This is a genomic window from Desulfuromonas svalbardensis (genome assembly GCF_055389415.1).
This window is the reverse complement of record NZ_AP042416.1, coordinates 681,674-693,702: the sequence shown is the minus strand read 5'-3', so window position 1 is coordinate 693,702 and position 12,029 is coordinate 681,674. Positions and strand designations below refer to the sequence as shown.

The window sequence follows — 12,029 nt, the reverse complement described above, 5'->3', positions numbered from 1 at the left end:
GTGCGAGGTTCTCAGTGTTAACGCTCATTATGCTCCTGTATAGCATTAATTGCGAATAAATTTTTAATGTTTGCTGCTTAGAGGAGTCTGACTAAGTTGAAAATTAGGTTGAATGTGATGTTAAAAAAATATACATTTAATGAGGAAGCTTGCTCTGTTGTGTAATTGATATTTATTGACCTGTGGGGGCTGGGTGCTTATGCAAAAAAGAAGAGTTGTCTTGTTTTCAATTTTCTTTTCTTTTTGTTTATTCAGTCTCGCTATCGCACAGCCAATTCGTTTTGCTCCGCTACCCATGGTATCTGAACGTCAAATTGAAAAAAACTTTCAGCCCTTCGTCCACTATCTCAGTACCGTTACATCAACGGATGTTGAGATGATCCATCATAAAAACTATGACACCATTCTTGATGGTCTTATCAATGATCAAATTGATTTAGCCTTTTTAGGCCCATTACCGTATGTTTTTTTAACCCAACAAGATTTAAGCTATGTGCCTGTTGTGCGTTTTATTAATCAAGGTGGTAATTCGACCTATACCTGTTCCTTGGTCTCTTTTGATTCAAACTTATCTCGTTTAGACAGTACGATGCCGCCAATTGTTGCATTGACCCAGCCGGAGTCAACCTGTGGTTATTTGCTCACTGAGCAGTTACTTCAGTTGTTCCATGCAAGTCTCGATGATCTCCCCTATTATTATGCTGGTCAGCATTCTGAGTGCGCTCTGGAAGTGTTGCGTGGTAATGCCCAGTTCGCTGGTATGCAAACATCAATTGCTCGCCAGTATCATAACCTTGGGTTACGTGTTGTTGCCGAAAGCGATCCCTTACCTGGGTTTTTGTTGTTGGCTAACCCTCGCACTCTTGATAGTGATACCATTCTTAAAATTCGCACAGCATTGTTAGGCTTAAAACCTTATGAGTCGTCGGATGGAGCTGTTACGACAGCCGGTTGGGGGGAGCTGATCCGTTATGGTGCGATCCCTGTTCAATCTTCAGATTATGATGTGATTCGGAAAATGCTTGATGGGGTAACGATCCCTCAGGGTGACCTATGAAGTCATATTTTAAAAGTTGTGCTTTGTTTGTCGTTATCATGGTTTTAATGGGTGGTGTGATCTGGAACCGCTATCAAGCGTTATGTTCTGAGCATTTGAAGATGAGAGAAGCAGCTTTCCATAGTGCTTATGCAAGTATTATCACCTCCTTCCGCTTGGTATCCAAAACAATTGCTGACGAGGTGCTGCAGCAACCGGAAATTTTAAAACTGGTCCACGATGTTGTTGAAAACGAGGGGGGACAACGCAATCATGCACGGGGTTTATTGTATCGTGCGCTGTCACCACTTTATGAGCGTACAAGCCAGTATTCGGTTCAGCAGCTTCATTTTCATTTTGCCAATAACCATTCAATGCTCCGTTTTCACCTGCCACAAAAGTCTGATGATGATTTGACCCTTTTTCGACCCTCTATTGTACGAGCGAATAAACAGCATTGCGAAGTTCATGGTTATGAGAGTGGTCGAGTTGTGGTGGGGTTCCGTCATGTTTACCCCCTTTTCTATCAACGGAAGCATATTGGTTCGGTTGAGGTGAGCAATTCCTTTCAGCAGCTTCGTAGTGAGTTAAATGCTTACGCGCCAGATTCCAGTTTTCAGTTTATGATGTTGAAGTCGGACCTATGGGGGAAATTGATTGTAGGGCAGCAGGAACTGTATGTTGAATCTCCTCTTACTGACGATTATCTGTGTGAGAACCGTCACACAAAATTGTATCAACAGTTCTCTGGCGCTGAGAGTGAGACAGAGATTGATGATCTCCTGCATCGAATAAAAAACCGTCCAGATTTGCAAGCTGGTATCGCGAGCGGTGAAGATTTTTCAATTATCTATTCATCTGATGATGAGGTCGTGTCGGTATTATTCCATTCTATTAAGAATATTGACGGTCAGCACGCAGCCTATATTTTAAGTATTCACGCCGAGCCTTATTTATTTTCGTTGTGGTTTAGTGCGGTGCTACAGTTCATTGTGTCAATGTTTTTTACCTTTGTTATTGTGGTCTTTCGGTTCAAAAATGCTAAACATCGTGCAGAAAAAGAGAGCAATGCCCTGTTTATGCAGACCGTTGCCAACCATATTGGCGAAGGCTTATATACAACAGATAGAGAGGGAGTTGTAACCTTTTTCAATCCTGAATCATTACGTATTTTGGGCTATAAGAGTTCAGAGGTGATTGGTCGAAACGCTCACGATTTGTTTCATGGTCAAGACATTCAGCATAAACAAAAAGGGTGTGTCATTCTGAATACGATTATTAATGATGTGACCTATCAGCAAGAGCAGGCGATCTTTGTTGATAAAAATCAACGTGAATTCCCGGTGGAACTGACATGTACACCAATCCGAAAAGCTGAGAAAATCGTAGGTACAATCACATTGTTTCACGATATTACTGAGCGGTGTAAGCAGAATGACGCACTGAAGGAAGCTCAAGACGCGCTGAAGCATGCAAATTTGAACCTTGAAAAGCTTTCTCGCATTGATGGTTTGACTGGTGTCGCAAATCGGCGTGAATTTGATCGATCAATTGTTAACATGTGGAAAACGGCAAGGCGACGTAGTGCATCGTTAGCGTTGCTGATGATCGATATTGACCACTTCAAGGCGTATAATGATACTTATGGTCATGTTCAAGGCGATGATTGCCTACGTCGTGTGGCAACAGTAATAAAAGATAACTGTCTTCGGCCTGAAGATTTTGTTGCGCGTTATGGTGGTGAGGAGTTTGCTGTGTTGCTCCCAGATACATCACCTGCGGATGCGCGCTGTATTGCTGAAAGAATATGTCAAGCGATGGAGCAGGAGCGAATCCGTCATGAAGGGTCATCAAAGTATCAGATTGTAACCCTGAGTATTGGTGGTAATGGTGTATACCCTAAAGGGGCTGAAGTGGTTGAAAGCATAGTTGTTCGAGCCGATCAGCAATTATATCTCGCAAAATCGTCAGGTCGCAATCGTGTTTGTTTTGGCGACAAAGGAAGCGTTCATTAAGGCCGTGAGTATTCCATTAGATCTCTCGACAATCAAAGATGATTACGATTAATATCTTTTTGACGAAATAATTTTTTGCCTTACCGGGCCAATGAGCCAAGTCTAATAGATTTGGATATTGATTGACTGATTGTTTAATTACTTTGTAATTTATTTGGAGAGTCGTTTAATGGAACCAACTAGCAGAGTGTCGCAAAAATTAATTTATATTGTTCTACTGATAGACCTTGTTGCTGTGGTTGCTACGTTTCTTTGGTTGGATAACGTCACAGCCCTGGTTCCTGTTTTGTTCGTTTCAATTGTCAGTGGTATCAGTTTGTGGATTATGCGTTGCTCATCACTTGCTGATGACTCGAACGCTGATGATGCTCATGAGGCTGACCAAATAATGCAAGTAACGCAGAGTCTATTTGAATATTTAGACCGAGAACTTGCAGGACAATTTCGTGACGCTCGGCAGGAGAATGGTCAAGTACAAGCAATTTTAGCCGATGCCATTAGTAAATTGGTGGAAAGCTTTACCCAGCTCGAACAGGACACCTCACAACAACTAGAGGTTGCAGTTAAGTTATCGGGGAGCGGGGCAAAGCAAGAACATGGTAAAGAAATTTCATTTGCCAATCTCTTTTCATCCATTGAAAATGTCATGCAAAAGTTGCTCAATGCCACCATAGAAAGTAGCGCTAAGTCAGAGCAGGTTGCTCAAGCGACGATGAAAGCGCGGCAAGAGTTTCAAACGGTTCTTGGCATGCTAGGCGAGGTTAAGAAAATAGCAGATCAAACAAATTTACTTGCGATCAATGCCGCCGTTGAAGCGGCTCGTGCTGGTGCTGCGGGGCGTGGTTTTGCGGTAGTTGCCGAGGAGGTAAGAAATTTATCTATTCGGTCCAATCGATTTAGCGAGCAGATAGATGAATCTCTGCAAAGTATTTCTCAATCGCTAGATCACGTCGAAAATTCAATTCACGCATTAGCCAAACAATCGAATAAACTGGTTCAAGAGGAACGTGAGAATATTAAAAATGTGATGGGTGATGCGCAAGGATATTACCAACTTGTTGATAGTAGTGCGAACCAGATATCTGAACTGGCTTCTAACGTATCGCGCCAAGTTGGCTATGCCGTAACGTCAATGCAATTTCAGGATATGTCTACGCAAATAATTGATACCGTCAGTAAGAGACTCATCGCAGCAGAGGAGTTGCTTGATGGCCTTGTTGCGTTATCAACGAGTGCTGATCCTGATGGTTCAAATGACTCTAGTGAACAGTTGTTGCAGCTTCTCAATTCAGCAAGAGAATTGGTACAACAAAGTCATCACAATCCTGTTTCACAAAAAAGTATGGATGACGGTGATATAGAATTGTTTTAAGTTGGCCATTACAGCCTTCTGGTTGGCGAAGTAATGTGGCAATTTTGAAATGGATCCCCGATTATTTACTTGGCGTTGAAGAGCTTGACAACCATCATCGGCACCTGTTTGATTTACTGAATAAGAGCTATGACATATTTGTTGCTGCTGAAGAAATTTTGATGACAAAAAATGATTTCCTAGGGTTGCAACAGCACCATGGGTTACGTCTAACATTTTGTCAGAGAATTAATGAGATTCAAAGAGGTCATCTCCATGGCCGGACAGAACTGTCATTGGAAATTTTGTTGTTTTTAAAAACTGGATTATAGATCATGTGTTCGTCAAGGATGCCGAATATGGGAATTATATTGCGAATACAGTTTAAATTTACCCCCCCCCAACTTAAAATGTTAGGAGTTGCTTCATATGGCAAAAGTAATTTTAGCAGTAGATGATTCACGTTCAATTTTGCAAATGGTTTCATTTACTCTCAAGGGTGCAGGGTACCAAGTTGTAGAGGCGTCAAATGGCCAAGAAGGGTTGGCTGCAGCCAAAAAAACAAAGGTTGACCTAGTGTTGACCGATTTAAATATGCCGATTATGGATGGTATCACCATGATTCAACAATTACGTGCGCAACCCGCCTATCGGTTTACGCCAATGCTAATGCTGACAACTGAAGCAGGCGGGAATTATAAGGCAAAGGGAAAGGCCGCAGGTGCTACGGGTTGGTTGGTTAAGCCATTTGATCCGCAAAAATTACTCGGAGTGGTCAAAAAAGTGTTGGGCTAACACAAAAAGGAGCACGCATGTTTGAATTTGAAGAACACGTTGTTGAATCATCTTCCGGTGGCAGATATCTCGAATTGATTTTATCTGGCGCGGTGAGTATTGAAAATATCAGTTGCTTAAAAGACCTGTTGCTGGAGAAGTTTGAAACGAACGATCATATTATTTTGGATATGGGACAAATATCCGTCGTTGATTTTGCATTGTTTCAGCTTTTGTGTGCGACCAACAAGTACACCCAGCAAAACGGAAAAGTCTTTGAGTTGAAAAATCAATGCACAGAAGCGTTTATTGATCGCGCCCAGTCCTTGGGCTTTTTGCGCGAGCAAGGTTGTGCCGAATCGGAAGACCCAAAAAAATGTTTGTGGATATCGCAAAACATGTAAAGAGTTCTAGTCGAGCATATCTGAGGTTATAAGAGAAGAAGGGTCAAATTACTTATGCAAGATTCACCTCAACAAGCATTTAAAGAAGAGGCGTATGAACTTTTAAGTGAATTAGAGGATTCGCTGATAGAGCTTGAAGAGCAACCTGAAGATATGGATGTTATTGGCCAAGTTTTTCGTGCCATGCATACCATTAAAGGCTCAGGGGCGATGTTCGGCTTTACCGCGATTGCTGAATTTACTCACGAAGTTGAAACTGTTTTTGATTTAGTTCGCAATGGTGAGCTTAAGGTCAATAAACATCTTGTTGATTTATCTTTGCAAGCCCGAGACCATATTTTGGCACTGTTGAATGCAGATAGTGATGATGAGGCTGCTGAGCAAGTTGATGGTGATGAACTCGTCCAGAAGTTTATAACTCTGGCTGGGCAATCCAATAAATCTGAACCTGCAGCGGAATCCACCGTGGAACCCCCACCTGTTGTGCAACAGCCCGCTACAGAGATTCCACTAAAAACCTATCGCATTCGATTTAAACCAAATATTGATATTCTCCATAATGGAACGATGGTCGAAAATCTTCTGGATGAGCTGGCAGAGTTAGGTTCCTGTCGTATTGTCGCTCACAAACTAAAGGTTTTGCCCCTCGATCAACTTGATCCCGAAAATTGTTACGTTGCATGGGATGCTATTTTAACCTCGCAGTGTACAGAAGATGATATTCACGATGTTTTCATCTTTGTTGAAGATGATTGCGAACTAACTATTTCGATTGTTGATACAGGCGCAGATGGTGATAATCAACAGATTACACGACTGGGCGATATTCTTATCGAACGTGGTGAGATAAGTCAGGCTGAAATCGATGTCGTTATGGCCAAGTCAAAACGGATTGGTGATATGCTGGTTGATGCCAATCTCGTCAGTCGTGACCAGATCGAATCTGCCTTGGTTGAGCAGCAAGAAGTTCGCAAAATAAAAGAGACGCGCAAAGAGAAGCCACCCGTTTCAAGCAGTTTACGCGTGCCCGCAGAGCGCCTTGATGAATTAGTCAATCTCGTCGGTGAGATGGTCACGGTTCAGTCGCGCCTGAGTCAAACGGCAAACAGCAAAGCCGACCCAGAGTTGAACTCGATTGCCGAAGAGGTTGAGCGGTTAACCGAGGAACTTCGTGATAGCATTCTCAATATTCGTATGCTGCCAATCGGCAGTACCTTTAGCAAATTTAAACGCTTGGTTCGCGACATCTCCAATGATTTAGGTAAGAAAGTTGAACTTGAAACCGTCGGTGCCGAGACCGAACTCGATAAAACAGTTATCGAACAGCTTAATGACCCGTTAGTGCATATTATTCGTAACAGCATGGATCACGGCATTGAGATGCCCGAAGATCGCTTGAGCGCAGGAAAAACCGAGCACGGTACGGTTCATTTGAGTGCTGAACACTCTGGAGACAGCGTCATCATTCAGATACGTGATGACGGTAAAGGTTTAGACGCGGATGCTCTACATAAAAAAGCGATCAGCAAGGGGCTTATTGGGGCAGAGGATAATCTGTCACGCCAAGAGATTTTGCAACTGATATTTGCACCAGGATTTTCCACTGCTGAAAAAGTGACCGGGCTGTCTGGCCGGGGCGTCGGCATGGATGTCGTTAAGCGGGCAATTGAAGCGTTACGCGGATCTATTTCACTGGAAAGTAAATCAGGCGTTGGTACCACGGTGAGTATGCGAATTCCACTCACGTTAGCTATTATCGAAAGCTTATTAGTCGAAATTGGTGGCGGCAGCTTTGTTCTGCCGTTGTCGGCAGTCGAAGAATGTGTCGAATTAACCTCTGCAGATACCAAAGAATCTCATGGCCGACATTTAGCCAATGTACGTGGCGAACTTGTTCCCTATTTGCCGCTGCGCCAACTTTTTGATATTGAAGGTCCTGTTCCTGAAGTGCAGCAAATTGTGATTACCAGTATCAATGGCCAAAGGCTTGGTTTTGTCGTCGATGGTGTCGTCGGTGAACACCAAACGGTTATCAAAGCACTGGGGCCGATGTATCGAGGCGTACAAAGCGTTTCTGGCGCGACGATTTTAGGCGATGGGAGTGTGGCTTTGATCTTGGATATTGTCCACTTGATGCAGCAATCAGTTGAATGATTATGAACGCTAGGGGGGGATATGTCCGAGCAAGAAAATGAACACTGCAACCAATTTCTGACCTTTGTTTTGTGTGATGAGATTTTTGCTCTTGATATCAGTAAAGTGTGTGAAGTGTTGGATTGTGCCGATATCACCAGAGTACCGCAGGCACCGGACTATATGTGTGGTGTGATCAACCTACGCGGTAGTGTGGTTCCCGTTGTTGATATGCACTGTAAATTTAACCTCGATGCCAGCGCACGAACCGTCAATACCTGTATCATTATTATCGAAGTTGAATTAGATGGTGAAAAAACCGTGGTTGGTGCCGTGGCAGATTCGGTACGCGAAGTGGTCGATTTGGAAGCCGATCAAATTGTTGCGCCGCCGCGTATTGGCACAAAGCTCAATACCGAATTTATTCGTGGTATGGGTAAACACCTCGATGGCTTTGTGATCATCCTTGATATTGATCAGGTATTTAAGTGTGATGGTGAAAACGGGAGCCAGTAAAACATAAGCTGGCGATGATGTGGATTATGTTGCCATGGCAATCATTAGAAGATGGTGCGGTGCGAGTCGACTTCGCTAATGAGCTGAAGGTGGATGGTTAATAATAATGAAATTTTTCTGTAATTTAAAAGAAGATAAGCGAGGAGGCTACTGTGGCGGAGGATGGATCAAATGAGCAAAATCAATATTTAACCTTTACCTTGGATGATGAGGTGTTTGCAGTTGAAATTTCTAAAGTACGTGAGGTGCTCGATTTTTCAGATGTAACCAAGGTTCCGCAAATGCCAGAATTTATGTGCGGTGTCATCAACTTGCGTGGCAACGTCGTGCCAGTCGTCGATATGCGCTGTAAATTTGGTATTGAAATGACCGAAAGTACCGTCAATACCTGCATCATCATTGTTGAAGTAATAATGGATGGTGAATCGAGTGTTCTCGGCGCATTAGTTGACTCGGTGCAGGAAGTGTTGGATTTAGAGCCAGATCAGATCGAACCTCCACCGCGTATTGGTACTAAGCTGAATACCGAATTTATTCGTGGTATGGGCAAGCATAACGATCAGTTTCTTATTATTCTAGATATTAACCGTGTTTTTTCGCACGATGAAATTTCGTCGTTGCAAGGGGGCGGAACGCCCTCGCAAGAGGAATCGACTGGGTAATGCTATCGTAAATGCGTTACTTAATAAGACGCTGTCGGTATGAAATGGTACTTTTTAGGTTTTTTAATTTAGTGCGAGTCGAAAGGAATAAAAGATGAAACTCGGAATGAAGATAGGGCTTGGTTTTGCGACGTTGCTGGTTATTGCCATCACTCTCGGTGGTCTGGCAATATGGAATATGTCGAATGTGGAAAGGGAGTCAACAAAGCTTTCACAAGAATATGTTCCTGAGGTTGAGGTTGCCAGTAATATTGAACGTTTTTCCATGATGGCCATGTTTCAAATGCGCGGTTATGGTTTTACCGAGGATACCCAGTTTTTGGATAAGGGGGTTGCTAATCTCGAACAGGTAAAAAAATATCTCCAAGCTGCCAAAGAGCTCGCCGAAAATTCACTTCATTTGGTGAAGCTTAAGGGGGCAATTGATGGGGTTGAAACTGAAGTTGAGCGTTATGAAGGCCTTGTCGGCCAAACCGTTGAACTTAACCGGTTGATGAGTGAAAACCGTGATCAACTCGATGGCGCAGCAAAAGTTTATATGCAAAATTGTAATGATTTTCTTGCAGGTCAAAATCGTAAAATGTTGGCAGATATTGCCAACGGCAAGTCGCAAGAGAAGCTTGGGAAGCGGTTGCAAAAGATTACAACGGTCAATGATATCATCAACCTTGGCAATGCCTCTCGTTTAGCTGCATGGCGGTCACAGGCCCAGCGTAATCCAAAAATTATTCAAGCTGCCTATGGTAACTTTGATATGATGGCTACCCACTTCGAGACATTACGCAAGCTGAGTATAAGTCCTGACGATATTCAGCGCATTGCTGAAACGGTGAAGGCTGCCTCACAATATAAAGCTGCGATGGGCGAATTCCTCGCTAATTGGCTAAAAAATGAAGCGGTTGGCAAAAAGCGTAGTGAGGCTGGAATCCATGTGCTCGAACTGTCCAAAGAAACAGCCATGGCAGGAATGAACCAAACCAATGAGATTGCAAAAGGGGCTGTTTCAGCACTTCGCTCAGCTTCAACTGTGATGGTTGGTGGTTTGATTTTTGCGGTATTATTAGGTGTAAGTGTTGCGTTCTTTATTACCCGTCTGATCACCAAGCCGATTATTAAAGGGGTTGAATTTGCTCAGTCGGTTGCTGCTGGTGACCTTTCTGCACAATTAGATGTTTCATCAAAAGATGAAGTAGGTGATCTCGGTCGAGCCTTGAATGGGATGGTGCAACAGCTTCAACAGGTTGTCACTGATGTGCGCAGTGCTTCCGACAATGTCGCTTCTGGGAGCCAAGAATTGTCTGCTAGCTCCGAGGAGATGAGTCAGGGTGCTACGGAGCAGGCTGCTGCCGCTGAAGAAGCATCCTCCTCTATGGAGCAGATGGCCGCCAATATTCGTCAGAACGCCGATAATGCCATGCAGACTGAAAAGATCGCCGTTAAATCTTCCGAAGATGCTAAAAGTGGTGGCGAAGCGGTCACCCAAACGGTCAAGGCGATGAAAGATATTGCCGACAAGATCTCCATTATTGAAGAGATCGCCCGTCAAACAAACTTGCTTGCTCTCAACGCTGCTATCGAAGCGGCACGAGCTGGTGAGCATGGCAAAGGGTTCGCCGTTGTTGCCTCTGAGGTACGTAAACTTGCTGAACGCAGCCAAAATGCCGCCGCTGAGATCAGTGACCTCTCCTCTAGTAGCGTCGAGGTTGCTGAAAAAGCTGGCATCATGCTGACTCAAATGGTTCCCGATATTCAGCGCACCGCCGAACTCGTTCAAGAGATTGCTGCCGCCAGTAAAGAGCAGGATACTGGTGCTGACCAAGTTAACAAAGCGATCCAGCAACTCGATCAAGTGATTCAGCAAAACGCTTCAGCCTCTGAAGAGATGGCCTCCACCTCTGAAGAGCTCAGCAGTCAAGCCGAACAGCTGCAAGATACCATCTCGTTTTTTAAGGTGGATCAAAGCGCTCAGCGTAGTTCATCACGGCCAAAGGCAGCCGCGCCAGCGGCACGCATTAGTCATGTAAGTGGTGCACCAACAGCCAGCAAAAAAGCGGATAGCGGTCTTTCCCTCGATATGGGCAGTGGTCGCGATAAGCTCGATGATGATTTTGAAGAGTATTGATCCTCTCGTGTGAAATTTGACTAAAAAATACCCGACAAGACACCGCTTTATGTTGATCTTGTCGGGTATTTTATTCTATTCAATGCTCCATGCTAAGCGTATAATAAGCGTTAATTCCTGACATGATAATTAATGAAGTGCAATGAACTGGGGGCCAGCGTATGGAGCTAAGCAAGACAGATTTTCAGCGCTTACAAAATTATATTTATGAACAACTGGGTATACAAATATCCGAAAAAAAACGCACCATGCTTATGGGGCGGCTAACGAAGCGGCTGCGTGTACTTAAAATGGCAACAGTCAGCGAATATTGCGATTTTCTCTTCACTGCCGAGGGCCAACAGTTAGAGCAGGTCCACCTGTTTGATGTCATCACCACTAATAAAACTGATTTTTATCGCGAATCCAGTCATTTTGATTTGTTGACGTCAACACTTCTGCCGAAGTGGCAGGAGTCCTTGCGTGAAAATCGCAAATTTAAAATATGGAGTGCGGGGTGTTCCTCCGGCGAAGAGCCATATACCATGGCGATGGTTTTAGGTGATTACGCAGTAAAAAATACGGGCCGCTCTTTCGATTACGACATTATCGCCACAGACATTTCAACCCGAGTGTTAGACCATGCCAAGAAGGCTGTTTATCATGCCGATCGAGTTGAACCCGTCCCTGCCAATATTCGCAATAAATATCTATTGAAAAACAAGGACAGGAACAATCCTTTGGTACGGATTGCTCCCGACTTACGTAAAAAAGTTCGCTTTGGCCGAATGAATTTCATGGATCACACCTTTTCTCTACCAGATAAAATGGATGTTATTTTTTGTCGTAATGTCATCATCTATTTCGACAAGGAAACTCAGGAAAAATTAGTACAGAAGTTTTGTCAAAATCTGCGCCCGGGGGGGTATCTATTTCTTGGCCATTCAGAGTCGTTACACGGTTTTGATGTGCCACTTCAGCAGATTGCCCCAACGGTTTATTGTTATCAACATTAGCTCGTCTTTTGTTTGTATACA

General features: G+C 43.7%; 11 protein-coding genes. All 11 read left to right on the top strand.

The genetic code is table 11. The features are described 5' to 3' along the window. The first annotated feature begins 199 nt into the window (after positions 1-199). The gene (locus ACZ5KY_RS03080; RefSeq protein WP_464242439.1) at positions 200-1,057 is read left to right on the top strand and encodes a PhnD/SsuA/transferrin family substrate-binding protein; all 858 of its coding nucleotides are present in this window, start codon (positions 200-202) and stop codon (positions 1,055-1,057) included. Continuing rightward, positions 1,054-3,051 carry a sensor domain-containing diguanylate cyclase gene (locus ACZ5KY_RS03075; RefSeq protein WP_464242438.1) on the top strand — a complete coding sequence of 666 codons (1,998 nt, stop codon included), beginning with the start codon at positions 1,054-1,056 and terminating at the stop codon, positions 3,049-3,051. The genes ACZ5KY_RS03080 and ACZ5KY_RS03075 overlap by 4 nt, the downstream gene beginning before the upstream one ends. Before the next feature lie 169 nt (positions 3,052-3,220). Then, on the top strand, positions 3,221-4,423 hold the full coding sequence (locus ACZ5KY_RS03070) for a methyl-accepting chemotaxis protein (protein WP_464242437.1): 1,203 nt from the start codon (positions 3,221-3,223) through the stop codon (positions 4,421-4,423). 35 nt (positions 4,424-4,458) lie between these two features. After that, complete coding sequence (locus ACZ5KY_RS03065; protein WP_464242436.1) at positions 4,459-4,734, top strand: hypothetical protein; 276 nt, start codon at positions 4,459-4,461, stop codon at positions 4,732-4,734. Positions 4,735-4,831: 97 nt separating this feature from the next. Then, a complete protein-coding gene (locus ACZ5KY_RS03060) occupies positions 4,832-5,197 on the top strand; it encodes a response regulator (RefSeq protein WP_464242435.1) in 366 nt (121 codons plus the stop codon). 17 nt (positions 5,198-5,214) lie between these two features. Then, complete coding sequence (locus ACZ5KY_RS03055; protein ID WP_464242434.1) at positions 5,215-5,580, top strand: STAS domain-containing protein; 366 nt, start codon at positions 5,215-5,217, stop codon at positions 5,578-5,580. 54 nt (positions 5,581-5,634) lie between these two features. Continuing rightward, complete coding sequence (locus tag ACZ5KY_RS03050) at positions 5,635-7,734, top strand: chemotaxis protein CheA (protein ID WP_464242433.1); 2,100 nt, start codon at positions 5,635-5,637, stop codon at positions 7,732-7,734. A gap of 21 nt (positions 7,735-7,755) precedes the next feature. Next, positions 7,756-8,229 carry a chemotaxis protein CheW gene (locus tag ACZ5KY_RS03045; protein WP_464242432.1) on the top strand — a complete coding sequence of 158 codons (474 nt, stop codon included), beginning with the start codon at positions 7,756-7,758 and terminating at the stop codon, positions 8,227-8,229. A gap of 152 nt (positions 8,230-8,381) precedes the next feature. Further along, positions 8,382-8,891, top strand: coding sequence for a chemotaxis protein CheW (locus ACZ5KY_RS03040; RefSeq protein WP_464242431.1), 510 nt, complete (start codon positions 8,382-8,384; stop codon positions 8,889-8,891). 94 nt (positions 8,892-8,985) lie between these two features. Further along, positions 8,986-11,013, top strand: coding sequence for a methyl-accepting chemotaxis protein (locus ACZ5KY_RS03035; protein ID WP_464242430.1), 2,028 nt, complete (start codon positions 8,986-8,988; stop codon positions 11,011-11,013). Between the two features lie 161 nt (positions 11,014-11,174). After that, the gene (locus tag ACZ5KY_RS03030; protein WP_464242429.1) at positions 11,175-12,008 is read left to right on the top strand and encodes a CheR family methyltransferase; all 834 of its coding nucleotides are present in this window, start codon (positions 11,175-11,177) and stop codon (positions 12,006-12,008) included. Positions 12,009-12,029: the final 21 nt, after the last annotated feature.

Coding starts and splice junctions, on each gene's coding strand:
- ACZ5KY_RS03080 (WP_464242439.1), top strand. CDS start 200: ATGCAAAAAAGAAGAGTTGTCTTGTTTTCAATTTTCTTTTCTTTTTGT.
- ACZ5KY_RS03075 (WP_464242438.1), top strand. CDS start 1,054: ATGAAGTCATATTTTAAAAGTTGTGCTTTGTTTGTCGTTATCATGGTT.
- ACZ5KY_RS03070 (WP_464242437.1), top strand. CDS start 3,221: ATGGAACCAACTAGCAGAGTGTCGCAAAAATTAATTTATATTGTTCTA.
- ACZ5KY_RS03060 (WP_464242435.1), top strand. CDS start 4,832: ATGGCAAAAGTAATTTTAGCAGTAGATGATTCACGTTCAATTTTGCAA.
- ACZ5KY_RS03055 (WP_464242434.1), top strand. CDS start 5,215: ATGTTTGAATTTGAAGAACACGTTGTTGAATCATCTTCCGGTGGCAGA.
- ACZ5KY_RS03050 (WP_464242433.1), top strand. CDS start 5,635: ATGCAAGATTCACCTCAACAAGCATTTAAAGAAGAGGCGTATGAACTT.
- ACZ5KY_RS03045 (WP_464242432.1), top strand. CDS start 7,756: ATGTCCGAGCAAGAAAATGAACACTGCAACCAATTTCTGACCTTTGTT.
- ACZ5KY_RS03035 (WP_464242430.1), top strand. CDS start 8,986: ATGAAACTCGGAATGAAGATAGGGCTTGGTTTTGCGACGTTGCTGGTT.
- ACZ5KY_RS03030 (WP_464242429.1), top strand. CDS start 11,175: ATGGAGCTAAGCAAGACAGATTTTCAGCGCTTACAAAATTATATTTAT.